The 26,021-nt window shown below is 63.2% G+C and carries 23 protein-coding genes and 1 tRNA gene; 12 read left to right on the forward strand and 12 right to left on the reverse strand.

Translation table 11 applies throughout. The annotated features are described in order from the left end of the window. The first annotated feature begins 5 nt into the window (after positions 1-5). Positions 6-947: a 2-hydroxyacid dehydrogenase gene (locus NKJ57_RS12830; protein WP_023682039.1), complete on the forward strand. Its 942-nt coding sequence runs from the start codon at positions 6-8 to the stop codon at positions 945-947. 12 nt (positions 948-959) lie between these two features. On the opposite strand, the gene NKJ57_RS12835 is transcribed toward NKJ57_RS12830, so the two are convergent. Both NKJ57_RS12835 and NKJ57_RS12840 read right to left on the reverse strand, forming a co-directional pair. Continuing rightward, on the reverse strand, positions 960-1,319 hold the full coding sequence (locus NKJ57_RS12835) for a hypothetical protein (RefSeq protein ID WP_023682040.1): 360 nt from the start codon (positions 1,317-1,319) through the stop codon (positions 960-962). A gap of 104 nt (positions 1,320-1,423) precedes the next feature. Continuing rightward, positions 1,424-2,356, reverse strand: a complete 933-nt coding sequence (locus tag NKJ57_RS12840) for a methyltransferase domain-containing protein (protein WP_023682041.1) — start codon at positions 2,354-2,356, stop codon at positions 1,424-1,426. Between the two features lie 105 nt (positions 2,357-2,461). Between NKJ57_RS12840 and NKJ57_RS12845 the strand changes: the two genes are divergently transcribed. Together NKJ57_RS12845 and NKJ57_RS12850 are read left to right on the forward strand one after the other, a co-directional pair. Beyond that, positions 2,462-3,472 (forward strand): ligase-associated DNA damage response exonuclease, encoded by a 1,011-nt coding sequence (locus NKJ57_RS12845; protein ID WP_352511131.1) that lies wholly within the window; start codon positions 2,462-2,464, stop codon positions 3,470-3,472. Positions 3,473-3,716: 244 nt separating this feature from the next. Further along, positions 3,717-5,315 (forward strand): cisplatin damage response ATP-dependent DNA ligase, encoded by a 1,599-nt coding sequence (locus NKJ57_RS12850; protein WP_352461745.1) that lies wholly within the window; start codon positions 3,717-3,719, stop codon positions 5,313-5,315. Positions 5,316-5,322: 7 nt separating this feature from the next. Here the strand turns inward: NKJ57_RS12850 and NKJ57_RS12855 are convergent, their stop codons facing one another. Then, a complete protein-coding gene (locus NKJ57_RS12855; protein WP_352461746.1) occupies positions 5,323-6,546 on the reverse strand; it encodes a hypothetical protein in 1,224 nt (407 codons plus the stop codon). A 57-nt stretch (positions 6,547-6,603) separates the two neighbouring features. Continuing rightward, positions 6,604-6,825 (reverse strand): hypothetical protein, encoded by a 222-nt coding sequence (locus NKJ57_RS12860; RefSeq protein WP_155921595.1) that lies wholly within the window; start codon positions 6,823-6,825, stop codon positions 6,604-6,606. A 72-nt stretch (positions 6,826-6,897) separates the two neighbouring features. Between NKJ57_RS12860 and NKJ57_RS12865 the strand changes: the two genes are divergently transcribed. The 6 genes from NKJ57_RS12865 (at position 6,898) to NKJ57_RS12890 (ending at position 12,782) form a co-directional block, all read left to right on the forward strand. Further along, positions 6,898-6,973 (forward strand) — tRNA-Thr (locus NKJ57_RS12865). A 491-nt stretch (positions 6,974-7,464) separates the two neighbouring features. After that, positions 7,465-7,653, forward strand: a complete 189-nt coding sequence (locus NKJ57_RS12870; protein ID WP_023715289.1) for a hypothetical protein — start codon at positions 7,465-7,467, stop codon at positions 7,651-7,653. Further along, positions 7,653-8,834, forward strand: a complete 1,182-nt coding sequence (locus tag NKJ57_RS12875; protein WP_023669499.1) for an acyltransferase family protein — start codon at positions 7,653-7,655, stop codon at positions 8,832-8,834. Before NKJ57_RS12870 ends, NKJ57_RS12875 begins: the two co-directional genes overlap by 1 nt. Continuing rightward, positions 8,831-9,943 carry a glycosyltransferase family 2 protein gene (locus tag NKJ57_RS12880; protein WP_023755183.1) on the forward strand — a complete coding sequence of 371 codons (1,113 nt, stop codon included), beginning with the start codon at positions 8,831-8,833 and terminating at the stop codon, positions 9,941-9,943. The genes NKJ57_RS12875 and NKJ57_RS12880 overlap by 4 nt, the downstream gene beginning before the upstream one ends. Then, positions 9,940-10,986 (forward strand): glycosyltransferase family 2 protein, encoded by a 1,047-nt coding sequence (locus NKJ57_RS12885; protein WP_023755184.1) that lies wholly within the window; start codon positions 9,940-9,942, stop codon positions 10,984-10,986. The genes NKJ57_RS12880 and NKJ57_RS12885 overlap by 4 nt, the downstream gene beginning before the upstream one ends. Then, positions 10,986-12,782: an ABC transporter ATP-binding protein gene (locus tag NKJ57_RS12890; protein ID WP_027049321.1), complete on the forward strand. Its 1,797-nt coding sequence runs from the start codon at positions 10,986-10,988 to the stop codon at positions 12,780-12,782. Before NKJ57_RS12885 ends, NKJ57_RS12890 begins: the two co-directional genes overlap by 1 nt. 123 nt (positions 12,783-12,905) lie before the next feature. Here the strand turns inward: NKJ57_RS12890 and NKJ57_RS12895 are convergent, their stop codons facing one another. Genes NKJ57_RS12895 through NKJ57_RS12915 form a run of 5 tightly spaced genes read right to left on the reverse strand, consistent with a single transcriptional unit; the run spans position 12,906 to position 18,145 of the window. Then, a complete protein-coding gene (locus tag NKJ57_RS12895; RefSeq protein WP_023682050.1) occupies positions 12,906-13,736 on the reverse strand; it encodes a dipeptide ABC transporter ATP-binding protein in 831 nt (276 codons plus the stop codon). Next, positions 13,736-14,581 (reverse strand): ABC transporter ATP-binding protein, encoded by an 846-nt coding sequence (locus NKJ57_RS12900; protein WP_023692618.1) that lies wholly within the window; start codon positions 14,579-14,581, stop codon positions 13,736-13,738. The genes NKJ57_RS12895 and NKJ57_RS12900 overlap by 1 nt, the downstream gene beginning before the upstream one ends. Further along, positions 14,581-15,465 carry an ABC transporter permease subunit gene (locus NKJ57_RS12905; protein ID WP_050485757.1) on the reverse strand — a complete coding sequence of 295 codons (885 nt, stop codon included), beginning with the start codon at positions 15,463-15,465 and terminating at the stop codon, positions 14,581-14,583. Before NKJ57_RS12905 ends, NKJ57_RS12900 begins: the two co-directional genes overlap by 1 nt. A 26-nt stretch (positions 15,466-15,491) precedes the next feature. After that, positions 15,492-16,499: an ABC transporter permease subunit gene (locus NKJ57_RS12910; RefSeq protein ID WP_023703511.1), complete on the reverse strand. Its 1,008-nt coding sequence runs from the start codon at positions 16,497-16,499 to the stop codon at positions 15,492-15,494. A gap of 47 nt (positions 16,500-16,546) precedes the next feature. Continuing rightward, entirely contained in the window at positions 16,547-18,145 is a 1,599-nt protein-coding gene (locus NKJ57_RS12915; protein ID WP_023669491.1) for an ABC transporter substrate-binding protein, read from the reverse strand. Between the two features lie 476 nt (positions 18,146-18,621). Between NKJ57_RS12915 and NKJ57_RS12920 the strand changes: the two genes are divergently transcribed. Further along, a complete protein-coding gene (locus tag NKJ57_RS12920) occupies positions 18,622-20,613 on the forward strand; it encodes a long-chain fatty acid--CoA ligase (RefSeq protein ID WP_352510988.1) in 1,992 nt (663 codons plus the stop codon). Between the two features lie 28 nt (positions 20,614-20,641). Next, entirely contained in the window at positions 20,642-21,349 is a 708-nt protein-coding gene (locus tag NKJ57_RS12925) for a class I SAM-dependent methyltransferase (protein ID WP_352510989.1), read from the forward strand. Positions 21,350-21,433: 84 nt separating this feature from the next. Here NKJ57_RS12925 and NKJ57_RS12930 read toward each other — a convergent pair whose 3' ends face one another. The 3 genes from NKJ57_RS12930 to pgi form a co-directional block, all read right to left on the reverse strand. Beyond that, positions 21,434-21,655, reverse strand: coding sequence for a hypothetical protein (locus NKJ57_RS12930; RefSeq protein WP_352510990.1), 222 nt, complete (start codon positions 21,653-21,655; stop codon positions 21,434-21,436). Positions 21,656-21,724: 69 nt separating this feature from the next. Continuing rightward, positions 21,725-22,456 (reverse strand): HAD family hydrolase, encoded by a 732-nt coding sequence (locus NKJ57_RS12935; RefSeq protein WP_023688783.1) that lies wholly within the window; start codon positions 22,454-22,456, stop codon positions 21,725-21,727. Next, positions 22,453-24,096, reverse strand: a complete 1,644-nt coding sequence (gene pgi, locus NKJ57_RS12940) for a glucose-6-phosphate isomerase (protein ID WP_023688784.1) — start codon at positions 24,094-24,096, stop codon at positions 22,453-22,455. Before pgi ends, NKJ57_RS12935 begins: the two co-directional genes overlap by 4 nt. A 426-nt stretch (positions 24,097-24,522) precedes the next feature. On the opposite strand from pgi, the gene pdxR reads away from it, so the two are divergent. Next, positions 24,523-26,016, forward strand: a complete 1,494-nt coding sequence (gene pdxR / locus NKJ57_RS12945) for a MocR-like pyridoxine biosynthesis transcription factor PdxR (protein WP_023669484.1) — start codon at positions 24,523-24,525, stop codon at positions 26,014-26,016. Positions 26,017-26,021 lie beyond the last annotated feature (5 nt).

Below are 26,021 nucleotides of genomic sequence, written 5' to 3' on the forward strand. Positions count from 1 at the left end.
CGCAAATGGAAAAAGGCAAAATCCTGCTTGCCGTCACCGGCTTTCATCCGCAGCGCTGGCGCGAGCTGCTGTCGGCCGAGCGCGAAGTGGTGCTGGAGCCGGACGGCGCTTCGGATCCGTCGATCACCTATGCGGTGGTGTGGAAGCAGAAGCCGAACCTCTTGAAATCGCTGCCCAATCTACGCGCAATCTTCTCGATCGGCGCCGGCGTCGACCATATCTTCGCCGATCCCGGCCTGCCCGATGTGCCGATCGTCAAAGTGGTAGCCGACAACCTCACCCAATACATGACCGAATATGTCGTCTGGCGGGTGCTCGACCATCATCGCCAGGGCATGCTCTATCGTGCCCAGCAGCCGAAGAAGACCTGGCACGAACCGCCGCAGCGGCCGGCCGGCGACATCTCGGTCGGCATTATGGGGCTCGGCAATCTCGGCCGCGCCGCGGCGTCGGTGCTGTTGTCGCTCGGCTTTGCCGTCAATGGCTGGTCGCGCAGCGACAAGGCCATGAAAGGCGTTGCGACCTATGCCGGAGAGGCCGGGCTGATCCCCTTCCTCAACGCCACCGACATACTGGTGGTGCTGCTGCCGCTGACGCCGGATACGCACGGCATCATCAATTACGGCGTGCTGAAGGAATTGCGCAAGCGCAACGGCCTCGGCGGCTCGGTGCTGATCAATGCCGGGCGCGGCCGGCTGCAGAAGGACGCCGACATATTGCGCGCGCTGGGCGACGGCACGCTGAAGGAGGCGAGCCTCGACGTGTTCGAGGTCGAGCCGCTGCCGAAGACCAGTCCGCTATGGAGTCACCCGAAAGTGTTCGTGACGCCGCACGCGGCGGCGACCTCCGACCCTGTCCACCTGGCGCCGAGCATGTTGCGGCAGATGGATGCCTTCGAGCGCGGCGAAAAGCTTGATAACGTGGTCGACCGCAAGGCGGGGTACTGAGGAAGTCCAGGTTCAGCTCGGCAGACTGAACTTCTTCTGCTTGTTGGGCGTGCCGCAGTCGCGGCGGACGATCGAGCGGTTCATGGCGTCGATCTTGCCACTTGCCAGATCAGTATCGCGCTTGCTTTTGGAGCGCATATCCGGCGTGAACGGGCCGAAGCCCATCGCCGGATTGGAGAAGCTCGGCTTGGCGTCCGTCGACAGATGGTATTGCTGCGCCAGTTCGTTGCGCTGCGCCAGCAACTGGTCGCAAGCCACGTTGTCATATTGCAGCGACGATTGCACGTCCTGGTCCTGCCGCTCCGACATCGAACTGCCCATGCAGCCGGTCATTGCCAGGCAAGACACCAAGACCATCATGTTCCAGCGCATGTGTTCCTCCTCAATGCCTGCCGAGGGCTTTTCTCGGCTTGTATCCTACCTGATGCCGCGCCAGCCGCAAAAATCCTATTCACGTTTTCGAACAAGACGAGACATCAACCCTTGGACGAGGGCACCGCCAGCGCGGCAAGCCCGCCGACCGGCTGGCGGCGATCCCAGCGGATGACGGTCGGCTGCATCGACAGCACCGACAGGCCGTTTGCGGCAAGCACCCGCTCGACATAGGCTTGAGAATGGGCGTAGCGACGAGACGGCTGCAGCGCAAAACCGGCGTCGCCGCCCGCCCCGCCCTTGGCTGGCGTTTCGACGGAAAAGGCAAACAGGCCATTGGTGGCCAGAATGCCGGCGACGGTCTTCACCACGCGATCGAGCGCGCCGACATAGATGAACACGTCGGCCGCCGCCACCAGATCGGCTTTCGGCCCGGCATAGGCGAAATGCTGCAGATCGGCCTTGGCGAGCAGGTCGTAGACGCCCTTGGCGCGGGCCTTTTTCAGCATGGCGGCGGAGATGTCGTAGCCCTCCAGCCGTTCGGCGACCGGCCGCAGTTTCTCGCCCATCAGACCGGTGCCGCAACCGAGATCGAGCGCCAGCGAAAAGCGGCCCGGTCTTGCCGCGCGAATGGCGCGATCGAGAAACTCCGGCAGCCGGTAGCCGAGCTTGTCGACCAGCGAGTCCTCGAAAGTCTCGGCATAGTGGTCGAACAGCGTCTCGACGAAGGCGCTGGGTGGCGCTGCGGCAGCCGGCGCCTTGCCGATCAGCTGCAGCTTCAGCGCAGCACCCAGGCGATCCGCCGGGTCCAGTTTCAGCACCGTCGCCCAGGCCTGCGTCGCCAGGTCGAGCAGCCCCGTTGCCTCCTGCATCTCGCCCAGGCGGAACCAGCCCGCCGCCCATTGCGGCGCCAGTTCCAGCGCGCCGAGCAGCAGCTCCGTCGCTGCCGCGTGCTCGCCCGACCCGAAAAGCATCTCGGCATAGTCGGCGCGACGGTCGGCGGTCAGGTCGCCGGACGAGATTTTCAGCGGTTGCATGGCGATGGCCCCGCCGGCTGATGCGGCCGGTGGCTGGCTGTAGGCCGAGTCAGCAGTCTCTTGCAACAGGCTTCCCGCGCTGGAATTAGCCACTATCTTGACTGGATGCGCGCCAGCGACCTGCTCCATCCCCGGCCTGAAGGCCTTTATTGCCCATGCGGCGATTTCTTCATCGACCCGGTGCGGCCAGTCAACCGGGCGTTGATCACGCATGGCCATTCCGACCATGCCCGATCCGGCCATCGTTCGGTGCTGGCGACGCAGCAGACGCTCGACATTATGGGGTTGCGTTATGGCGAGGATTTTGCCGGGACAACGCAAGCGGCCGTGCTTGGCGAAGCTATGGCGCTGAACGATGTCAGCGTCACCTTCCATCCGGCCGGCCATGTGCTGGGCTCGGCGCAGATCGCGGTCGAGCACAAGGGCAGGCGCATCGTCGCCTCCGGCGACTACAAGCGCCAGAAGGACGCGACCTGCGCACCGTTCGAACCGGTCCAATGCGACGTCTTCATCACCGAGGCGACCTTCGGTCTGCCGGTGTTTCACCATCCGCCCGACACGGAGGAGATCGCCCGGCTGCTCAAATCGGCGGCGCAGTTTCCCGAGCGATCGCATCTGGTCGGCGCCTATGCGCTGGGCAAGGCACAGCGGGTGATGCGGCTGCTGCGCGATGCCGGTTATGACAGGCCGATCTATATCCACGGCGCGCTGGCCAAGCTCAGCGAATATTACCAGAGCCAGGGCATCGACCTCGGCACGCTGGAGCCGGCAACCGTCGACAGCGGCGGCAAGCAGGATTTCACTGGGGTCATCGTTGTCGGCCCTCCATCGGCCTTCGCCGACCGCTGGGCGCGGCGCTTTCCCGACCCGATCTCGTGCTTCGCCTCGGGCTGGATGCGCATCCGCCAGCGCGCCAAGCAAGGCGGCGTCGAACTGCCGCTGATCATTTCCGACCACGCCGACTGGGACGAACTGACCGCCACCGTCAAGGAGACGGGCGCCGGCGAAATCTGGGTGACGCATGGCCGCGAGGAAGCGCTGGTGCGCTGGTGCGAGCTGGAAGGCATCGCCGCCACGCCACTGCACCTTGTGGGCTATGAGGACGAGGGCGATTGATGGTGATTTTTGATCCAGAAATCGCCGGCGCGGCGATCCTTCCCACCCCCCTCTGGCCTGCCGGCCATCTCCCCCGCAAGGGGGGAGATCAGATGTCACCTCCGCTTTCGCCAATCGCCAACCTCGCAAGATGGGCGGCAAGATCAAGGCTGCCAATCTCCCCCCTTGCGGGGGAGATGTCCAGCAGGACAGAGGGGGGTGTGCCAGAGCGCAAACCTCTGCCGTCAACGCGGTCCTTGCATCCATGAACCGCTTTGCCGAACTCCTCGACCGCCTGGTGCTGACGCCGTCGCGCAATGGCAAGCTGACACTGCTCGTCGATTATTTCCGCAGCGTCGAGGACCCCGACCGCGGGCTGGCGCTGGCGGCGATCACCGGCGACCTCAACATTGCGGCGGTCAAGCCGGCGATGCTGCGCACGCTGGTCACCGAGCGCATGGATCCGGTGCTGTTCGGCTATTCCTACGACTATGTCGGCGACCTCGCTGAAACCGTGTCGCTGGTCTGGCCGCAAACGCCGGGACATATCCCCAACCGGGAGCCGACGCTTGGCGACGTCGTGGCGACGCTGCAGGCGGCGAGCCGCTCCGACGGACCCAAGGTGCTGGCCGGGCTGCTCGACAGCGCCGGCATTTCGGCGCGCTTTGCCATCATCAAGCTGGTCACCGGCGGCTTGCGCATCGGCGTTTCGGCGCGGCTGGCCAAACAGGCGCTGGCCGATTTCGGCAAGGTCGATGTCGCCGAGATCGAGGAGCTGTGGCACGGGCTGACGCCGCCCTATATCTCGCTGTTCGCGTGGCTGGAAGGCAAGGCCGAGAAGCCGAAGCGGACCGCACTTGCCCTGTTCAGTCCGGTGATGCTGTCGAACCCGGTCGGCGACGGCGACCTCGAAAAGCTCGATCCGGCCGCCTATGCCGCGGAATGGAAATGGGACGGCATCCGCGTTCAGGCGGTGTGCGAGGGCGGCGTGCGCCGGCTCTATTCGCGCACCGGCGACGATGTGTCCGGCGCATTTCCCGATCTCGCCCAGGCAATGGATTTTTCCGCCGCGCTCGATGGTGAATTGCTGGTCGGCGAGCCCGCGGCGACCGGCACGTTTTCGGACCTGCAACAGCGGCTCAATCGCAAGAGCGTGGCCCCGAAGATACAGCAGCAATACCCGGCGTTCATGCGCTGCTACGATGCGCTGCAGATCAACGGCGAAGATTTGCGCGCGCTACCTTTCCGCGAGCGGCGGGCCCGTCTTGAGGCCTTCATCACAACGCTGGACCCGCACCGTTTCGATCTGTCGCCATTCGTCGAATTCCCGGATTGGCAAACGCTGGAGGAACTGCGCCGCGCGCCGCCGCACCCGATCATCGAAGGCGTGATGCTGAAGCGCTGGGATTCGCCCTATCTCGCGGGACGGCCGAAAGGCCCGTGGTTCAAGTGGAAGCGCGATCCGCACACGGTCGATGCTGTGCTGATGTATGCGCAGCGCGGCCATGGCAAGCGGTCAAGCTTTTATTCCGACTATACGTTCGGCGTCTGGTCGGGGCCGGAAGGCGCAGAGGAACTGGTGCCGGTCGGCAAGGCCTATTTCGGCTTCACCGACGAGGAGCTGAAGCAGATCGACAAATTTGTCCGCGACAACACGGTAGAGCGTTTCGGCCCGGTGCGCTCGGTGCGCGCCGACCGCAGCCAAGGCCTGGTGCTGGAGGTGGCGTTCGAAGGTCTCAACCGTTCGACCCGCCACAAATCCGGCGTTGCGATGCGATTTCCCCGCATCTCACGGCTGCGCTGGGACAAGCCGACCGCCGAAGCCGACCGCATCGAGACGCTGCAGGCGCTGCTTGATCGCTAGGCGGCGCTTACGGTTCGATCGAAACGCGGATCTCGTAGATGTCGACCGCCTTGCCCTGCTTGTCGAAGTCGGAGTTGATGGCGATGCTGCCGGCCGCGCCCGGGGGCTTGTCGGGGAATTTCACGTCGAACAGATATTCGTTACGCTGCTGGCCGACCGCATAGCGCTTGCGGCCGCAGTCGCCGAGATCGCCGAAATTGCAGTCGACGGAGATCTGCGTGTCCTTGCCGTCCTCGGCGCGGGCGACGATGTCGAACACGGCATGTTTGCCGGCAAGCTTCTCCAGCACGCCCTGCCCGACATCGAAGCTGATGGCCGAGCCGGAAGCACCGGAGCGGATGCGCAGGAAGGAGCCGGTGTCATCCTGCACGACATCGGCCTTGGCGTCGGACGGGGTCGCCACATGCGTTGGATCGGTGGGTGTAAACACGTTGATCCACTCGCGCGTCTGTTCGGCGACACCAGGCTGCTGCGGCGCGCCAGGCTGCTGCGGCTCAGTTGTATCGGCAGGCGGCGTGAAGTCGTCATCGTCGACGGTCGGCGGCGCTTCGGGCGGCGCCGTGTCGAGTTGCGCCGGCGTCTTGAAGACCCCGGTCTGCACGGCGAAATAGAGGCCGATGCCGGCGGCGGCGAGCAACGTCACGCCAAAGAAGATCGCCGTCAGCGGCAGGCGGCGGCCCCTTATCCGCCTTTCATCACGGTCAGGCGCCACTTCCGCCGCGGCCTCGGCCGGCGCGGAATCGGCCATATCGATCGCCGGGGCGCCGGGCAGCGTGGCGTCAGGCATGATGTCGGGGACGACCGGCAGCACGCGCGAACGCGGCGCGTCGGATGCCTCGGGCTGAACCGGTTCATCAACGACGATCGCCGGCGACGGTCCGGCCGCGACACCTGTCGGGGCATCGACCGCGGGCGCCTCGGCGGCGCCCTGTACGGCGTCTTGCGGCTGCGCAACGCGTTGCGTCAGCGCGGTATCTTGTGTCTGCGCAGCGCTCTGCGTCTGCGCGGCGACATCGGGGACCGCGGGCAGGAATTCGGATTCGATCTCGGCGATCTTTTCCTGCACCGCCTTACGGCGCTTGATGGCGGCTTCCACCGTCACGCCGGGATTGGCCTGGAGCACGCGGTCGAGCGCCGCGAAAGCCGACCGATAGACCCGCTCGCGAAATGCCCGGTCCTCGGCGTTGCCTTTCTCGAAGGCGTTGCGGATCGCTTTTTCGATCGCGTCCAAGCGAATTCCCCTGTCCGTTCGCTTACATTGCCATGATCGTTAGCCGCAGGCGACCAATCAATCAACGGGCGAGCGCCCGCATTCTGCCTTACAGGCCTGTTCAACGCCCATTTCGATGCCTTTTAGCAATAAAATCAGTCCGTTTGCCGCCTTGCCGGGCGATTTGCGCGCAGTCCGGCGCGACGTCTCCGCGTAATCGAAAAAGCAAACGAGGCGATGGCTTATTCCGCGCCAATGGAAAATGACGGGACGAATTGCCGGATCCAGCCTTGAAATCACGGTTGCCCATCTTGAATTAGCGGCCGGTTGAGTCTATCACCCAGCCGATCCTGGAGGCTTCGCGCTTCCTGGGCCGCTTTAGCTCAGTTGGTAGAGCACATCATTCGTAATGATGGGGTCAGGTGTTCGAGTCACCTAAGCGGCACCAGTTCTCCATCCGACGCAAGCGTGACGGCAGGTGCAAGGCTAATGCACGTCACTCCCTACGCCAACACCGGCACTTCCTGTCTGCCTCGTCGACATGCGCCATATGGCCGCCGCCACAGGATTGCGTCGTCAGACGCTTGACCATCGACTATGCTGCATCGCGCAAGATCGACAGACTAGAGAACCCGACAATACAAGCATAATTTATAAGATACAAAACCACTATCTTAGAATAATCTTCGTCAATTTTGACCTATATCAGACACTCCGGATTATAGTTGTGTAATTAAACCGTGCCTTTCTGACATGGTACTACTGCTCATGCAGCATTGCGGACGTGAAAAACCCTCAGCGACGCAACGCACTCGCAAATCATACCCATTTTTAGCACTAACTCACACACATATTACAGCTCGATAGATATTTTGTGTTGCACTGCACCATTGCCCGGTTGCACCATTTCTTGGGGGATTTGGTACTGGGAAGTGCGCCGTGGAAAATTCCGCCAAGTTGATCAGCTTGAATTTTTCGCTGGCCAGCACCGATTTCGAGGCTGTCCCGCGCACAAGGCGCGGGTTTGATGTTGTCGGCGCACTCTCGACGCTGGCAGGCCTCGACCTGAGGCCCGGAATGCAGGGCCGCTGGCTTCATCGGAGATTTCAGACCGGCGGAAATGGCTGATGGCGGTCGCGCGTGACAATCAGTTGGACGCTCTGCGCGCCATCGCTGTCACGATGGTTCTCTATTCCCATTTCCTTGCACCCAACGGGTCCTCCTTTTGGGGCCACATCGGGGTGCGGCTTTTTTTTGTGCTGAGCGGCTTCCTGATCACACGACTGCTGCTCGAAGCGCGCGCCGCGGCCGAATTCAAAGCCGGCCCTGCATTGAGTTCCTTCTACATCAGGCGCGCGCTGCGCATATTCCCGCCCTATTTCGCCGTGCTTGGGTTCGTCTGGCTGACCGATCTGGAGCAGTCCAGTGGATCGCTCGTCTGGCATGCGCTTTACCTGTCGAATTTTTGGTACGCGCTGCGCAACGAATGGACGCCCTGGCTACTCTGCCATTTCTGGAGCCTGAGCATCGAGGAGCAGTTCTATATCGCCTGGCCGCTGGTCGTGCTTCTCGCACCCCGCCGGCGGGTGGAAGCGATCACTATCGGCGTCATCCTGTTGTCGCTGGCCTATCGCTTCTACTGGCCGATCACCGCCACCCCGGCGCTAGCGCGCGACCTGCTGCCGCCAGCATCGATGGACGCGCTGGCGTTTGGTGCTTTGCTTGCCTGCCGGCGGACCAGAGGCGCCGGCCTGCCGCAATGGATGCGGCTAGGCTGGCCAGCCCTTGCGGCTGTCTTCCTGGCGATTGAGTGGCTTATCCCTGCGCCGGCCGATCCTATGCTGGAATGGGCCCGCTGGGCGTTGCTGCAGATCCTGCCCCTAGTGCCGCTGGTGGCCGTTGTGGCCGCCTGTTCAGCCGGCCTTGGCGGCGTCCTCGGCAGGGTTTTCGAACTGCCACCGCTGCTGTCACTGGGCCGCATCAGCTACGGCGTCTATCTTTACCATCCGATCCTTCTGTCGCTCGCCGTCAAGTCACAGCCCTGGATCCCGCTCAATGTCTCGGAGCAGGGGCCAGGGCGTTTCCTGGTCGCGAGCGCCGCCACGATCGCCGTCGCTTCGATCTCGTGGACGGCTTTCGAAAAGCCGCTCAACGGCCTCAAGCGCCGCTTCCCCTATGTAGCGCGCCGCCGCTCCCAGGCACGCTCTGGCGATGCCGGCTGGCTCGGCAGGGCGGCGGACGCCTATCCCGGCGGATCCCCCGATGGCCGCGCCGCACTCGAACTCCGGCGAACGGATGCGCAGAGATGACCACCGCGCCGCTCGTCTCCGTCCTGCTGCCGGTCTACAATGCCGGGCCTTATCTCACCGCTGCGCTGGAGAGCATTCTGCGGCAAGACTACGATCGCCTGGAGGTCATCGCTATCGATGACGGATCGACTGACAACTCGCTCGAGATTCTCGAACGATACCGCCGGGCAGACAATCGCGTTTCTGTCATCTCGCGTGAGAACCGCGGCCTCGTCGCCACCCTGAATGAAGGGCTACGACTGGCCCAGGGCGAGCTTGTTGCGCGAATGGATGCGGACGATGTCGCCTATCCCCGGCGCCTCTCGCGCCAGGTCGCACTGTTCGAGCGGCGGCCCGATCTCGGCTTCTGCGGCGCCTGCGTCGATACCTTGCTTCACGGCCGTATCGCCAAAGGCAGGCTAGACCCGGTGTTCCGGCTCGGCCGGCTCGACATATTGTCGATGTTCTTTACGATATTCTTACATCCGACGGTGATCTACAACAGGAATGTCATTGGGAACAACGATCTCTATTACGATCCTAAATATAGACATGCCGAGGATTTTGATCTCTTCAGACGGCTTGCCGGCCGTTTCCCGGCGACCATATTGCCCGATAGCCTGCTCGTCTATCGCATCCATGCGGGAAGCGTGACCATGCGGCATGCCAAGGAAATGCGCAGGACGCATTTGCGGATCGTGGCCGAAAATCTCGAGCGTGAGGGGCTTGCGGAAACCACAGCTGATCTGCGCGACATCGGCGACGCCGTCTCTTTCGACACGGTTTCGCGCGCAGCCGATTTCATCCGTGCGCTCGAAGAGCGGATTTCCGAGCTGCCGACCGACACACGGCCAAGCTTCGAGGCAGGCGCGCTGAACCTGTTTTATTTCCTCTACCAACTCGTCGGCGACGAAGGAGAACCGCCGCTGACCCACGAATTGCTCACGCGGACGGCGAGATGGAATTTCATCCGGCGCCGCGAACAATATGCGCTGCGTCCCGGCGTCTGGGCGCCTTGGCTCAGCCTGCTCTCGATAAGGGCCGGAAAGCGGGCGGACGCGGTGGCCTACTTCTTCAAAACCACGCCGGCCGAAGCGGTGCTTGCGCGTTATCAGCGGGGACTGGTATGACCGACAGGCCCCACCCGCTCCTGCGCGATCACCAGTTTGCGAGTGCGCCTGTCCCGACATCTCCCCGATCGGAGCGGCCGTCGCTCGAGGTCAGTTTCATCGTCTGCACGCGCGACCGCGCCGCTGTGCTGGAGGCTTGCATAGCCTCGATCCAGGCGGCATGCCGGGTGCACGCCACCTTCGCGGCAGAGTTGGTGGTGGTCGATAATGGTTCACGGGACGGCACGTCAAAGCGGCTGGCCGCTATCGCCGAAACTTCCGACATCCCAGTCACAGCCGTCTCGGAGACTCGCCCCGGACTAGCCGCTGCCCGCAATGCCGGATTGGCGCGAGCGCGAGGCCGCGTGCTGGTCTTCGTCGACGACGACTGCAAGCTCGACCGCGACTATCTCCGCGACCTGGAGCGGCACTACCGGAGTGGCGAGAAGTGGCTGATCCGCGGCGGCCGGGTCGAGCTCGGTGATGCCCAGGACCTGCCCTTCACCATAAAGCTCTACGAGGCAAGCGAGCGGCTGACCCCGGCGGTCCACCCCGGCGGCTTCGTGCTCGGCTGCAACATGACCATGCACCGCGACGTCGCGGCCCGCATCGGGTCGTTCGACGAACGCTTCGGCGCTGGCGGCCCGCTACGCTCGGCTGAAGATACTGATTATCTCGTGCGGGCGATGCTGCTCGGCATGCCGGTCGAGTATGTGCCCGACATGACGGTCTTGCATCATCACGGCCGGCGAGACCGCAAATCGATCGACAGGCTGCACCGCGACTATAGCCTCGGTAATGGTGCGCTGTGCCTGAAACATGTCCGCCACGCCCCTTGGCTGCTTCGCCATGTCTATTGGTCCGCGCGGGCCGCGTTCAGGGAACTGGCGGGCCGTCCTCGCTTTGACCGCGACCTCGATCTGTCGCACTGGCCTATTGTCGTTATGAATCTGGCAGGTGCCGCCAGATTTGCGCTGCTCGTCATGATGGGATGGCCAAAACGGCTGCCGCTGCGCCACGACCGAGAAGCCAGCGAAGCCAATGCGGAGGCCAGAGCGCGATAATGTCACTGATTCCGTCAGCCCTGCCAATGCTGCGCCGCGCGCTTGGTGGCAGGCTGTTGCGGCTCGTTCCCGTCGTGGTGGGGCTCGGGCTTGCAGGCGCCGCGCTGGAAGGCCTCGGCATCGGTCTCATCATTCCGCTGCTCGGCATCATTATGGGACGTGGCGAAACATCAGGCATGGCCGGTTTCTCCGCCCTCCTCCAGCAGGTTGGAGCGGACCTCGGCGAGCGCCAGCGGCTGATCGCCATTTCGGCCGCGATCCTCGGTTCGATCGTACTGAAAAATGTCTTTGCCTTCGCCAACACTCTGCTGACCAGCTACATCTACGGCAAGGCAGGTTATTCGATCCGTAGCGCACTGTCGGAGCAGTTGCTCAGGGTCGGCTACCCCTTTTTCCTGCAGCAAAGCCCCGGGCGGCTGCTCAACATCATCTCCAACGAATCCTGGCGAGCATCCGACGCTATCCAGGCCCTGCTCGGCGCGATCGTCAGTGCCTCGGCCGCCGTCATCCTGCTCGCCTTCCTCCTGCTCCTCTCTTGGCAGATGACGCTGCTGGTGACTCTAGGGCTGGCGCTTGTCCAGCTGGCGCACGGGGTTTTGTCGTCCAATCTGAAGGCGCCGAGCCGCAGCGTCGTCTCGCGCAACAGCGCACTGGCGTCGCAGATGCTGCATCTGGTGCATGCCGGGCGCCTGATTCGCATCTTCGGGCAGGAGAACCGCGAAAAGGCGGTCTTCGCCAAAGCGTCCGACGGGGTGCGGCGGGCGGCTTTCGTGCTTTCAATCCGCCAGGGCGTCTTGCCGCCACTGACCGAGGTGTTGCACGCAATGCTGTTCCTGGCGGTGGTGATCGGAGCCTGGCTGGCGAATGTAAGCTTCCCGCTGACCGTCGCCTTCCTCATCCTGCTCTACCGACTGCAGCCGCATATGCGCGCCTTGCAGATGTCCTGGAGTCAGTTGCAAGGCATGAGCGGCTCGCTGGAGGAGGTACAATGGCTGCTCGATCCTTCCGACAAGCCCGAGGCGCCGCAGGGCAGCCTGCCGTTCGACGGCTTGCGCCAAGGGATCAGCTTCGATGATGTGAGCTTCGCCTATTCCGGTCCCCTGTCAGGCCCCGACGCGCGCGAGGCGGTGCTGCATAAGGCGGTGTTCGACATCCGCAGCGGCCGCTCGACTGCGCTGATCGGCCGCTCGGGCGCCGGCAAGACGACGATCGTCAATCTCCTGTGCCGCTTCGTCAAACCCGACAGCGGCAGGATCCTCGTCGATGGGGCACCGCTCGATGAAGTCGACCCAAGCCAGTGGCGGCGGAACATTGCCCTGGCCAGTCAGGAGCTGGAACTGGTCGATGGCACCATTTTTGAAAACATTATCTACGGCTACGACACGGCCTCGGCCAGCGACGCCATGCGCGCCGCAAGGCTGGCCGAGGCACATCAATTCATCGAGCACCTGCCGCAGGGTTACGCGACGCTGGTCGGATACCGGGGCATCAACCTGTCAGCCGGACAAAGGCAAAGGATCGCCCTGGCGCGGGCGCTGGTGCGCGATCCCGATATTCTCATCCTCGACGAAGCCACCAGTGCGGTGGATGGGTTGTCAGAAGCCGCTATTGTCGAGACGCTGAAATCGCGGGCCGGCCGCCGCACCACCATTGTCATCAGTCATCATTACAGCACCATATCGTTCTGCGACGACGTGGTGATCTTGAGCCGCGGTCGGGTGAAAAAACAGGCCCCCTTCGCAACCCTGGCAATGCTCAGCATGGACGAGCTTTACCAGCACGGAGCGGGTGAGTGATGGGGCGCACCCCAACCTGCGACGCGGCTTGCGCCCGGCAGCTCGCAGATAGCGATCAATCCTGCCGGCAAACCACCGCCGCGACGCATTTCCGATTGTTCAAAAACAATTCTCGGTGAGAGGTCAGGCGGCCTTCTTCTTCGCCAACCGCGCCTTGATCGAGGCGACGTCGGCGCGCGGCGTCGCGGCGAACAGCGTTCTGGTGTAGTTGTGCTTGGGGTCGGCGAAGACCTCCTCGCGCGAGCCGTATTCGACGGCTTCGCCGAAATACATCACCATCACATCGTCGGCGATGTAGCGCACGACCGACAGATCGTGGCTGATGAAGACATAGGTCAGCTGGAATTCGTCCTGCAGGTCGGCGAGCAGGTTGAGCACCTGCGCCTGCACCGAAAGATCAAGCGCGGAGACCGGTTCGTCAAGCACCAGCAGGCTCGGGTTCAGCATCAGCGCGCGGGCAATGGCGATGCGCTGGCGCTGGCCGCCCGAGAACATGTGAGGATAGCGATTGTAGTGCTCGGTTCCGAGGCCGACTTTCTTCAGCATCCTCATGGCGAGGTCGCGCCGCTCTTCGGCCGGCTTGTCGGTGTTGATGAGCAGCGGCTCGCCCAGCACATCTCCGATCTTTTGGCGCGGATTGAGCGATCCGTAAGGGTTCTGGAAGACGATCTGCACCTTGCGGCGCATCTCCCTGGTCAGGCCGTTCCTTGCGATGTCGACCTTGTTGCCGTCGATGAACAGTTCGCCCGACGTTGCCGGATCGATCAGCGTGATGATGCGCGCCAGCGTTGACTTGCCGCAGCCCGATTCACCGACGATGGCCAGCGTCTTGCCCTTGTCGACGCTGAACGAGACGCCCTTGACCGCATGCACGGTGCGCGCGCCGCGAAACAGGCCGCCGCCGACGTGATAGTCGCGCACGATGTCCTTGCCTTCGACGACCTTGATGCTCATCAGACGCCCCCGGCAGCCGGTTCGAACAGCATGTCCGAGACGGTCGGCAGCCGGTCGCCGACGGCATTTTCCGGCAGCGCCGACAAAAGCGCGCGGGTGTAATTGCTCTTCGGCGATTCAAACAGCGACAGCACGTCGGCCTCTTCCATCTTGCGGCCCTTGTACTGGACGATGACGCGGTCGGCGGTCTCGGCGACGACGCCCATGTTGTGGGTGATCATGATCAGGCCCATGCCGTATTTGACCTGCAGCGAGACCAGCAGGTCGAGGATCTGCTTCTGGATGGTAACGTCGAGCGCGGTGGTCGGCTCGTCGGCGATCAGAAGCTTGGGATTGCAGGCGATGGCGATGGCGATCATCACCCGCTGGCACTGGCCGCCCGACATCTGGTGCGGGAACGAGTTCAGCCGTTCGGCCGGCTCGGCAATGCCGACCTGCGTCAGCAATTCGATGGCGCGCTCGCGACGCTGGGCCTTGTCCATGCCCATATGGAAGCGCAGCACTTCCTCGATCTGGAAGCCGACGGTGAAGCACGGATTGAGACTGGCCATCGGCTCCTGGAAGATCATCGACATGTCCTTGCCGACGATCTTGCGACGGTCGGCCGGGCTCATCTTCAGAAGATCGCGACCGTTGAAGCTCATCTGGTCGGCAGTGACCGTCGCCGTCCACGGCAACAGCCCCATCACAGCCAGCATCGACACCGACTTGCCGGAGCCGGATTCGCCGACGATGGCCAGCACTTCACGTTCGTTCACATGGAGCGAGACGCCATCGACCGCGCGGAACGGGCCGGATGCGGTCTGGAACTCGACGACGAGATTGCGGATGTCGAGCAGCGCCATTACGACCTCCTCAGCTTCGGATCGAGCGCATCGCGCAGACCGTCGCCGATCAGGTTGATGGCAAGCACGGTGATGAGGATGGCCAGACCGGGGAAGGTCACCACCCACCAGGCGCGCAGGATGAATTCACGCGCCGAGGCGAGCATGGTGCCCCATTCCGGCGTCGGCGGCTGGGCACCAAGGCCGAGAAAGCCGAGAGCGGCCGCCTCCAGGATGGCGTTGGAGAAGGACAGCGTGCCCTGGACGATCAGCGGCGCCAGGCAGTTGGGCAGGATGGTGCGCAGCATAAGCCTTATATGGCCGGCGCCGGCGACCTTGGCGGCGACCACATATTCGCGGCTCTTTTCGGCCATGACGGCAGCGCGCACCAGACGGGCAAAGTGGGGTTGCAGGACAAGCGCGATGGCCAGCATGGCGTTGAACAGGCCGGGGCCGAGGATGGTGACCAGAACCAGCGCCAAGAGCAGCGACGGGAAGGACAGGATCAGATCCATGACCCGCATGATCGCCACGTCGACCCAGCCCCGGAAATAGCCGGCCAAAAGGCCGAGCGTGATGCCGCCGACAAGCGCCAGCGTGACCACGACGGCGCCGATGAGCAGCGAGAAACGCGCGCCATAGAGCAGACGCGAGAGCATGTCGCGGCCGACCGCGTCGGTGCCAAGCAGATATTCCATGCTGCCGCCTGCCTGCCAGGCCGGCGGACGCAGGAAAGCTGTCTTGTCCTGGATGTCGGGCGCATAGGGTGCCAGCAGCGGTGCAAAGAGCGCGGCCAGCACCAAAAGGATGAAGACGAACAGGCCGATGACGGCGCCGCGGTTTACCGAGAAATAGTGCCAGAAGGTCCTGAAGCCGGTCAGACGGTCAGGGTTGCCGGCGGCCATCGGGGCGATTTCGGTCGACTGGCTCATCACGCCGCCCTGATGCGCGGGTTGATGACGGCATAAAGCACGTCGACGATCAGGTTCACCGCCATGACGATAAGGGCGATCAGCAGCAAGCCTGACTGCACGACGACATAGTCGCGCTTGGATATGGATTCGACCATCCACTTGCCGATGCCCGGCCAGGCGAAGATGGTTTCTGTGAGAATGGCGCCGGCGAGCAGGGTACTGACCTGCAGGCCGATGGTGGTGACCACCGGGATCAGCGCATTGCGCAGCGCATGCACGCCGATGACGCGGGACGACGACAGGCCCTTGGCGCGGGCGGTCCGCACATAGTCTTCGCCCAGCACTTCGAGCATGGCCGAGCGCGTCTGGCGCGCGATCACCGCCAGCGGGATGGTGCCGAGCACAATTGTCGGCAGCACCAGGTGACTCAATGCCGAGCGGAAAGCATCCCACTTGCCGTAGAGCAGGCTGTCGAGGGTCAAGAAGCCGGTGATCGGCTTGATAAAGAACTGAAGGCCGATGCGGCCTGAAACCGGGGTCCAGCCGAGATAGCCGGAGAAAAAGATGATCAGCAGCAGGCCCCACCAGAAGATCGGCATGGAATAGCCGACGAGGGCGGTGCCCATAAGCCCCTGGTCGAACCAGGAGCCGCGTTTGACCGCAGCAATGATGCCGGCCGGTATGGCCAGCACCATGGCGAAGATCATGGCGAAGACGGAGAGCTCGATGGTTGCCGGGAACAGCGTCATGAAATCTTCGATGACCGGCCGCTTGGACGAAATCGACACGCCGAAATTACCGGTCGCGGCATCGCGGACATAATGCGCGTATTGCTCCCAGATCGGCAAATTGTAGCCGAACTGTTCCTTCAGTTCCGCGTAACGCTCGGGCGACACGCCATGCTCGCCGGCCATGGCAAGAATGGGATCGCCGGGCAGCAGCCTGACGAAAGCGAAGGCGCAGATGGTGATGCCGATCAGCGTCGGCAGCACCAAGACGATTTTATTTAGGAGATATCGGAGCATCTTGAAAAGCGGGCGGCGCCTGATTGCGCGCCGCCCGCCTAACAGTTCTATTCGGCCTTGTCGACGCCGTCGAAGCGATGAATGCCGAGCGGGTCCATCATGAAGCCGCTGACATTCTTGCGCACGACTGCGTAGACTTGGCTGTGTGCCATGAGGAAGGCCGGAGCCTGCTTCTGGAAGACAACCTGCGCCTCTTCATAGAGCTTGGTGCGTTCGGCCTGGTCGCTGGTCTTCTTGGCCTTCTGGATCAGATCCTCGAAGTCCTTGTCGCACCAGCTGGAGTAGTTCGACACGCCGATAGCCGAGCAGGCGAACAGCGTGGCGAAGAAATTGTCCGGATCGCCATTGTCACCGGTCCAGCCGATCTGGAAGGCGCCCGGGCGTTCCTTCTTCTTGCCTTCTTCGCGGTACTTCGTCCACTCGTAGCTGACGATTTCCGCCTTGACGCCGACCTTGGCCCAGTCAGCCTGGATCAGTTCGGCGGCGCGCTGGAAGTTCGGGTTGTAGGGACGGACGCGGTCGGAGGCCCAAAGCTGGATCTCCTTCAATCCGGCATCGGCCAGCACCTTCTTGGCGGCTTCCGGATCATAGGCGTCGGACTTCACGTCCTTGTTCCACGACCACATGGTCGGCGGGATCAAGTTTACGGCCGGCGTGGCGCCAGCGTCCTGGAACAGCGACTTGATGAGCGATTCCCGATCGATCGCCTGGTTGAGCGCATGGCGCACTTCAGGCTTGTCGAGCGGCGGGATGGTGGTGTTGTAGCTCATATAGCCGATGTTGAGGCCAGCCTGATCCATCAGGGTCACGTCGGCGTTGGCCTTGATCGTGCCGATGTCGGCAGGATTCGGATAGGGCGCGATATCGCATTCGCCGGCGAGCACCTTCTGGATGCGGGCGGTGGCGTCAGGCGTGATCGCGAAGACGAGATCGTCGATCTTTTCCTTGCCCTTGAAGTAGTCCGGGTTGGCCGCATAGCGGATGACCGAATCCAGCTGGTAGTCGACGAACTGGAACGGACCTGTACCGACCGGCTTGGTCGAGAAGTCGGCCATCTTGCCGTCTTTTTCCAGCTGGTCGGCATATTCCTTCGACACGATCGAGGCGAAGTCCATGCCGAGATTGGCCAGCATCGGCGCGTTCGGCTCGGTCAGCGTCAGCTTCACGGTCAGGTCATCGACCTTTTCCCACTTGGCGACGTATTTCGGCATGTCCATGCCGGTGTAGTAGTCCCAGGTCAGGTTCGGCAGGTACTTCTCGCCGTTCCAGGGGTTTTCCTTGTTGAACTGGCGATCGAACGAAAAGACGACGTCGTCGGCATTGAAATCACGCGTCGGCTTGAAGAAATCCGTCGTCTGGAACTTCACGCCCGGATGCAGGTGGAAAGTATAGACCAGACCGTCGTCCGAAATCTCCCATTTGTCGGCGAGACCGGGCACAACTTCGGTGCCGCCATGCTTGAACTCGACCAGGCGCGAATAGACGGTGCGCGACGAGGCGTCGAAGTCGTTGCCGCCCGTCGTGGTACCCGGGTCGAAGTTGGCCGGCGAGGCCTCCGAGCAATAGACCAGCGTCTTGGCATTGGCCACACCGCCGAGGACGCTTGCAGCCAGCAACGCGGCTGCAAAAGTCAGTTTCTTTTTCATTGAGCACTCCCTGATGTTCTTCCAAGCCCCTCTATAGGCTCGCGAAGCGCGCATATAAGCACCGTTTTTCCGGCTTTGGAACACCCTGTTTGCCTACCCCACCGTAAGCAGAAAATATTTCTCGGTCTTTGACGAACTGCAGAAACAAATAGCAAAATCTGCTAATCACGGGATTGTTAACGACCGCATTTTTTCATTGATCGCAGCAATCCTAAGCCAAAAATCCACAAGCCTGGGTTTCGCCACCGAGATGACAGGACGGCATTGCCTGAGCTGGCATCGCGGGAAGGATTTCGACGGCAAACCTTTGCCGTCCTGCCGCTGGGGCAAGACTTGCACGGCCGCCGATAGTCGCAATAGATAGATGACACGCTGGATTTTCCGGGAATCCGCGACATCGCTGCAGCGGAGGACGCCTCACCACATCGAGGCGGCGCAGCAGGAGCAGGCAACAGAACGACCCAGGGAGGCTAGAGGTGGCGAAAGCAACAAAGACAACGGCCCCGGCGAAAGCAAAAGCGGCGAAAGCTTCAAAACCGGCCGCCGCTGCCGCCAAGTCGAAAGCGCCACCGGCCAAAGCCACTCCCGCCGTCAAGCCAACGGCAACCTCGACGCAGGCGAAGGCAAGCGCCAAGCCGGCGGCGAAACCTGCGGTCAACCGCGCTGGGAAGACAGCACCCGCTGCAAAGCCCGCCCAGCCGCCAGCCGCCAAGACAGCCGCGGCGAAGCCCGCCTCGAAGCCGTCGACGGGCGTGGCCAAAAAACTGCCGAATACGCTGACGGCGCTTGCCGCGGGGTTGCCGGAAAAGCCATGGCTAAAAAGCTATTCGAAAGTCGTGCCGGCGGAGATCGGCGCCCTGCCCTACAGTTCGATCGGCGACTTCCTCGTCGGCGCCTGCAAGCAGTTTTCCGGCCAGCCGGCATACGTCTGCATGGGCAAGTCGATCTCCTATGCCGAACTCGAGCGGCAATCGGCCGCCTTCGGCGCCTATTTGCAATCGAAGGGCCTGCAGAAGGGCGCACGCGTGGCGCTGATGATGCCGAATGTGCTGCAATATCCGGTGGCGATGATGGCCTTGCTTCGCGCCGGCTATGTCGTGGTGAACATCAATCCGCTCTACACGCCGCGCGAGCTCGAACATCAGCTCAAGGATTCCGGCGCGCAGGCGATCGTCATTCTGGAGAATTTCGCCAGCACCCTGGACGCGGTGATTGCCAGGACGGCGGTCAAGCATGTGGTGGTCGCGGCGATGGGCGACATGCTCGGCGTCCTCAAGGGCACGATCGTCAACCTCGTCGTGCGCCGGGTGAAGAAGATGGTGCCGGCCTGGTCGCTGCCCGGCCATGTCAAGTTCAATGCGGCGGTGAAAGCCGGCGCCGGCATCGCCTTCAAACCGGCCAAGATGGAAGCCAGCGACGTCGCCTTCCTGCAATATACCGGCGGAACCACGGGGATTTCCAAGGGTGCTGTGCTGCTGCACTCCAATGTGCTGTCCAATGTCGCGCAGAACACGCTGTGGCTGCAGGACGCCTATGCGATCAAGCCGAAACCGGCGCATCTCAACTTCATCTGCGCACTGCCGCTCTACCATATCTTCGCGCTGACGGTGAACGCGCTGATGGGCATGCAGCAGGGCGCCCAGAACGTGCTCGTTCCCAACCCGCGCGACATTCCCGGCTTCGTCAAGGAGCTGCAGAAATACCCGATGCACATTTTCCCCGGCCTCAACACGCTGTTCAACGCGCTGCTCAACAACGAGGATTTCCGCAAGCTCGACTTCAAGCCGCTGATCATGACGCTGGGTGGCGGCATGGCGGTGCAGAAGGGGGTTGCCGAGCGCTGGAAGGCGCTGACCGGCAATTCGATCACCGAGGGCTACGGGCTATCGGAGACCTCGCCCGTGGCCACCGCCAACAAGTTCAGCGACAGCAATTTCACCGGCACGATCGGCCTGCCGCTGCCGTCGACCGAGATCGTCATCCGCGACGATGACGGCAACAACCTGCCGCTCGGCGAAGTCGGCGAGATCTGCATCCGCGGGCCGCAAGTCATGGCCGGTTACTGGAACCGGCCGGACGAGACCGCCAAGGTGATGACCAAGGACGGCTTCTTCAAATCCGGCGACATGGGCTTCATGGACGAGCGCGGCTACACCAAGATCGTCGATCGCAAGAAGGACATGATCCTGGTCTCCGGCTTCAACGTCTATCCCAACGAACTCGAGGAAGTCGTCGCCCAGCATCCGGGCGTGCTCGAAGTGGCGGCGGTCGGCGTGCCGGACGAGCATTCGGGCGAAGTGCCGAAGCTGTTCGTGGTCAAGAAGGACCCGGCGCTGACCGTCGAGGCGCTGACCGCCTACTGCCGCGAGAACCTGACCGGCTACAAGCGGCCGAAATACATCGAGTTCAGGACCGAGCTGCCGAAGACGCCGGTGGGCAAGATTTTGCGCCGGGCGCTGCGGGAATAATTTGAACGGCGAGCCTAGCGACGGCGGGATGGCGGACGATAGTCGGCGTCCCGATGCAGTAGTGTTCATCAAGGCGAACCTGCGGCTTGCGCCCGTTCCCGCCCTTCGTGAAATCCAGCTCTATACGGCTCATTCCGGCAGCGGCCTGAGGCGGCTTGTCGAGTGGCGAGCTCATGGACCGGAAGACGGCAGCCAGACCGAGGAGCACGAAGCTGAGCCGCAGCCGCCCTACTGGGCCTATGCCTGGGCCGGCGGCGCCGTGCTGGCGCGCTATATACTCGACCATCCGCAAATCGTGGCCGGTCACCGCGTGCTCGACCTCGGCGCCGGCTCGGGCCTCGTCGGCATCGCCGCCGCCAAGGCCGGCGCCAGCGCGGTGATCGCGGCGGAGATCGATCGCAACGGCGTCGCCGCGATCGGCCTCAACGCGTTGGCCAACGGCGTCGAGATCACCATTGTCGACCAGGATATCACGACGGGCCCGCCGCCAGCGGTCGACCTCGTGCTTGCCGGCGACGTGTTCTACGGCCGCGAGGTTGCTCTGCGGATGATCCCGTTCCTCGACCGCTGCCTGGCAGCCGGCATCGAGGTGCTGGTCGGCGATCCCCGCCGCGCCGATCTGCCGCTGTCGCGGCTACGATTGCTCGCCGAATATCAGGTGCCGGATTTCGGCGACGCAAAGGGTGATGTGACCAAGCCGAGCGGTGTGTTTTGGTTCGAGCCGGAAGATTGCTAGCGCGACGCGGCAAAGCCCAGTCGCTCTGAATGGCCGGATTCTACTCATTGTGGACAAACCTCAAGGGGCAGAAAATAGATTGGATTAGCCGTTGATAGGAGAAGTCGAATGGCGTGGATTAAAGTTGTTCAACGTATCGGCTTCATAGTTTGCCCAAAGTGCGAAAATCGCGGCTTCGAGCTTCAGCCTGGCGAAGACATCGATAACGCAAGCGCCAAGACCATGTGCGGCAGATGCGGGTACGTTTGCTCTGCTGATGAGTAGCCCACTATGTCCGAAAACAAACCAGAAGCTCCATAGTTTCATGGCTGCTTCCCCCAACTCGGCCATTGGCGGGGAAATCCCGAGCCGAATTGAGTTTGCCCCAGGCCCCCGTCAGACCGTCTCCTTGACCCGCGCCGACAGAAAGTCCGGCAAGTCGGCAACCGAATCCAGAACGACATCGGCGATCGACGCCAGCGATTCCCGCGTGCCGGTGCCGGAGAGCACGCCGACCGCCAGGCCGCAGCCGCCGGCACGCGCCATCTCCAGGTCGTGGCGGTTGTCGCCGACCATGGCGATCTCGGACGCCTTCAACCCGGTCAGGTCGCAAAAGGCGACGATCGTGTCCGGCGCCGGTTTCGGATTGGCGACCGCGTCATAGCCATAGGCGGCGGTGAACAGCTGCGCGACGCCGAGCGTGACCATGGTCTTTTCGGCACCGGCAGTCGAATCATTGGTGGCGACGCCGAGCCGGTAGGATCGCTTGTGCAGAGCCGTCAGCGCCGCGACGATGCCGGGCAAGGCCACCGCCATCGATGAGCCTTGCACCGAGGTGATCTCGTTGAAACGGGCGACGGCCAGCATCTGGTCCTCGTCGGACAGGCGCGGGAACCATAGTTCGACGACATCCATGTTGGTGCCCGAGGCGAAGATGGAATCCGGCTTGAAACGCTTGGCGACAAAATCGAAGCCCGCCGCTGAAAGCAGCCTGTCGGCTTTCCAGCGATCGCCCTCGGCAGCATCCATGGCCATGAAATCGGCGATGCCGAGCCAGGTCGCGTTGAAATCGACAAGCGTGCCGTCCTTGTCGAACAATATGCCCTTGATGTCGGCCGGATTTTTCATTGCGCCCCCCGCAGTTGCTGGATGCGCGCCACCAGCCCGGCCGTCGATGCGTCGCGCTTGGCGGCGCTCTCCTTGCCTTCCACGACTGGCAACAGGCCGGTCGCCAGCTCCTTGCCGAGCTCGACGCCCCATTGGTCGAAGGAATTGATGTTGAACAGAGTGCCTTCGACGAAGACGCGGTGCTCGTAAAGCGCGATCAGCCGGCCGAAGGTGCGCGGGTCGAGCTTGCGGTAGAGGATCGTCACCGAGGGGCGGTTGCCGGAGAAGACGCGGTGCGGGGCTATTCTGTCGACATCGGCCGGCTTCATGCCCTTGGCCAGCATCTGCGCGCGAGCCTCGTCCAGCGTGCGGCCCTTCATCAACGCTTCCGATTGGGCCAGGCAATTGGCAAGCAGTAGATCGTGCTGGTGCTTCAGATCCGGCTCATGGCCGACGGCAGCGGCAAGGAACTCGACCGGGATGGAATCGGTGCCCTGGTGCAGCAGCTGGAAGAAGGCGTGCTGGCCATTGGTGCCGGGCTCGCCCCAGACCAGCGGTCCGGTCGGCGTCGTCACCGGCGTGCCGTCGAGGGTGACGCCCTTGCCGTTCGATTCCATGTCGAGCTGCTGCAGATAGGCCGGCAGCCTGGAAAGGCGCTGGTCATAAGGGATGACCGCACGCGCCGGATAACCGCAGATCACGCGATGCCACCAGCCGACCAGCCCCAGCAGCGCCGGCAGGTTCTTCTGCAGGGGTGCGGTGCGGAAGTGCTCGTCCATCTCATGCGCGCCATCGAGGAAGGCGCGGAAGTTGCGCGGGCCGATGGCGATCATCACCGGCAGGCCGATGGCGCCCCACAGCGAATAGCGGCCGCCGACCCAGTCCCAGAAGCCGAACACGCGATCCGCTTCGATGCCGAACTTGGAAACCAGGTCGAGCGCGGTCGAGACGGCGGCGAAATGCTTGCCGACAGCTTCCTTGCCGAGCGCCTTCTGCACCCATTCGCGCGCCGTCTCGGCATTGGTCATCGTCTCGACCGTGGTGAAGGTCTTCGAGGCGATGATGAACAGGGTGGTTTCGGCCGACAGGCCCTTCAGCGTGTCGTGGATATGGGCGCCGTCGATGTTGGAGACGTAGTGCGCGCGCGGGCCGTCGTGATAGGGCGCCAGCGCCAGCGTCGCCATGGCCGGGCCGAGATCGGAGCCGCCAATGCCGATGTTGACAATGTCGGTGATTTTCTTGCCGGTGGCGCCGGCGGCCTTGCCGGAGCGAATGGCGTCGGCGAAAGCGCCCATGGCGTCGAGCACGGACAGCACATCCGCCTTGACGTCCTGGCCATCGACGGTGACGCCCTTGCCCGAGAGGTTGCGCAGCGCCGTGTGCAGCACGGCGCGGTCTTCGGTGATGTTGATTTTCTTGCCGGAAAACATTGCGGCGCGGCGACCTTCGAGATCGGCGGCGGCGGCGAGCTTCTCGAGCAGTTCCATCGTGCCCTGGTCGACCGCGCATTTCGACCAGTCGAGCAAAAGGTCGCCGTCGCTGGCCGAGAACGTCTCGAAGCGCTTGGGGTCGGCGGCAAAAGCCTCGCGCATCGTACCCGATGCCGCCGCGCGCGCAGCACGCAAGGCGACAAGCTGTTTGTCGAAGGAGGAATGATCCACTTTCGGCTCCTGATCGTTTTTCACGACATCTTATCAGACCGGATGTTTCCGGCGCGTGTCGTCGCGCTGATCTTATTGAGCCGAATTCCGCATGTTTCAATGCGTGGGGATGACGCAGTGCAGCATAGTGCGATGTGATGGAGCTATGACGCTGCGCGCCGCGCTGGATGATTTGATGGGAGTAGCGACGACGCTGCGCGTCGCGCTGGGGATAATGAGGCGCGACGACGCTTCGCATCGCGCGGGCGTCCGCGCTGCGGGATGACGCAAGCGTCACCCGGGGATGCGACGACGCTGCGCGTCGCGCATAGATCACTGGCATAAATCCCAGCGATCAGAAAAATTGATTGGCGCAACCCCTTGTGCCACGGTTACCTTCCGCTGGTCCAGCCAAGCAAAAAGACTGGCCATCGAGGAACACCTTCCATGCCACAGCGTAACGACACGGCCATATGGTCCGGCCTGTTCCGGATTTCGGCGGAATCGGGCCAGACCCTGCAGGCGCAGATCCGTCAGGCGATCGTCGCCGCCATTCTCGACCGGCAGATCGCCGCTTCGATGCCGCTTCCGTCCTGCCGCATCCTGGCTGAAAAACTCGGCGTCGCGCGCGGCACTGTGGTGCTGGCGTTCCAGCAATTGGTCGACCAAGGTTTCCTGGTGGCGCGCGAACGGCGCGGCCATTTCGTCAATCCGGATGTGCTGGCCACCCCCGCCAAGCCGCACCAGAAGGCGCCCGACCAGCAGAACGAGATCGACTGGAAGGCACGCCGGCAGATCGCCGCCAGCGACATGCCGCCACCGGCCAAGCACGACAACTGGATCAAGTCCTCCTACCCCTTCGTCTACGGCCAGTTCGACCCGGCGCTGTTCCCGACAGCCGAATGGCGTGAGTGCAACCGCATGGCGCTGGCCGTGCTCGAAATCCGCAACTGGGCCTCCGACATGGTCGATCGTGACGATCCGCTCTTGATCGAGCAGATCCAGGCGCGGCTGTTGCCGCGGCGCGGCATCTTCGCCAATCCGGACGAGATCATCGTCACGCTGGGCGCCCAGAACGCGCTCTATATGCTGGCGACACTGCTGATGACAAAGGGCTCCAAGGTCGCGATGGAAGACCCGGGATACCCCGACGCGCGCTCGATCTTCCGCTTGGCAGGCGCCGAAATCCAGCCGGTTCCGGTCGATCAGTCCGGCATCGTCACCTCGTCCATTCCCAACGATTCCGGCTTTGTCTTCGTCACCCCCAGCCACCACTGCCCGACCATGGTGCCGCTGTCGGCGGAGCGGCGGCAGGACCTTCTGGCGCGCGCCAACCGCCACAACCAGATCATCATCGAGGACGGCTATGACAGCCAGCTTCTCGACGAGGCGCCGCAGCAGGCGCTGAAGAGCCTCGATCGCTCGGGTCGCGTCGTCTATGTCGGCTCGATGTCGAAGACGCTGGCTCCGGGCCTGCGGCTTGGCTACATCGTCGCTTCGGCTGGACTAATCTCCGAGCTCAGGGCGCTGCGTCGCTTCATGCTCAGGCACCCGCCGGCCAACAACCAGCGCGCGGTCGCGCTGTTCCTGTCGCTCGGCCATCACGAAGCCCTGGTGCGGCGGCTGTCGTCGGCCTTCGACGAGCGGCGCAAGCGTCTGGTCCATGCGATTTCCGCATTCCTGCCGGAATGGCGCTCGACCGATTCGGCCGGCGGCACATCGCTCTGGCTGGAAGGCCCGCGCGGCACCGATTCACGTGGACTGGCCGAGGCCGCGGCCTCGCGCAGCGTCATCATCGAGCCGGGCGATCGCTTCTTCGATCGCACCGAAAAGCCGTCGCGTTTCATGCGCTTGGGCATTTCCTCGATCGCACTGCAGCACATCGAGCCGGGTATTCGCGAGCTCGCGACCGCAGCCGGACGCAGGCCCGCTGCAGCCTGATTTGC

Source organism: Mesorhizobium sp. M0077, from assembly GCF_040322955.1.
GTDB lineage: Bacteria > Pseudomonadota > Alphaproteobacteria > Rhizobiales > Rhizobiaceae > Mesorhizobium.

Coding starts and splice junctions, on each gene's coding strand:
- NKJ57_RS12830 (WP_023682039.1), top strand. CDS start 6: ATGGAAAAAGGCAAAATCCTGCTTGCCGTCACCGGCTTTCATCCGCAG.
- NKJ57_RS12835 (WP_023682040.1), bottom strand. CDS start 1,319: ATGCGCTGGAACATGATGGTCTTGGTGTCTTGCCTGGCAATGACCGGC.
- NKJ57_RS12840 (WP_023682041.1), bottom strand. CDS start 2,356: ATGCAACCGCTGAAAATCTCGTCCGGCGACCTGACCGCCGACCGTCGC.
- NKJ57_RS12845 (WP_352511131.1), top strand. CDS start 2,462: ATGCGCGCCAGCGACCTGCTCCATCCCCGGCCTGAAGGCCTTTATTGC.
- NKJ57_RS12850 (WP_352461745.1), top strand. CDS start 3,717: ATGAACCGCTTTGCCGAACTCCTCGACCGCCTGGTGCTGACGCCGTCG.
- NKJ57_RS12875 (WP_023669499.1), top strand. CDS start 7,653: ATGGCGGTCGCGCGTGACAATCAGTTGGACGCTCTGCGCGCCATCGCT.
- NKJ57_RS12880 (WP_023755183.1), top strand. CDS start 8,831: ATGACCACCGCGCCGCTCGTCTCCGTCCTGCTGCCGGTCTACAATGCC.
- NKJ57_RS12885 (WP_023755184.1), top strand. CDS start 9,940: ATGACCGACAGGCCCCACCCGCTCCTGCGCGATCACCAGTTTGCGAGT.
- NKJ57_RS12890 (WP_027049321.1), top strand. CDS start 10,986: ATGTCACTGATTCCGTCAGCCCTGCCAATGCTGCGCCGCGCGCTTGGT.
- NKJ57_RS12895 (WP_023682050.1), bottom strand. CDS start 13,736: ATGAGCATCAAGGTCGTCGAAGGCAAGGACATCGTGCGCGACTATCAC.
- NKJ57_RS12900 (WP_023692618.1), bottom strand. CDS start 14,581: ATGGCGCTGCTCGACATCCGCAATCTCGTCGTCGAGTTCCAGACCGCA.
- NKJ57_RS12905 (WP_050485757.1), bottom strand. CDS start 15,465: ATGGCCGCCGGCAACCCTGACCGTCTGACCGGCTTCAGGACCTTCTGG.
- NKJ57_RS12910 (WP_023703511.1), bottom strand. CDS start 16,499: ATGCTCCGATATCTCCTAAATAAAATCGTCTTGGTGCTGCCGACGCTG.
- NKJ57_RS12915 (WP_023669491.1), bottom strand. CDS start 18,145: ATGAAAAAGAAACTGACTTTTGCAGCCGCGTTGCTGGCTGCAAGCGTC.
- NKJ57_RS12925 (WP_352510989.1), top strand. CDS start 20,642: ATGGCGGACGATAGTCGGCGTCCCGATGCAGTAGTGTTCATCAAGGCG.
- NKJ57_RS12930 (WP_352510990.1), bottom strand. CDS start 21,655: ATGAAACTATGGAGCTTCTGGTTTGTTTTCGGACATAGTGGGCTACTC.
- NKJ57_RS12935 (WP_023688783.1), bottom strand. CDS start 22,456: ATGAAAAATCCGGCCGACATCAAGGGCATATTGTTCGACAAGGACGGC.
- pdxR (WP_023669484.1), top strand. CDS start 24,523: ATGCCACAGCGTAACGACACGGCCATATGGTCCGGCCTGTTCCGGATT.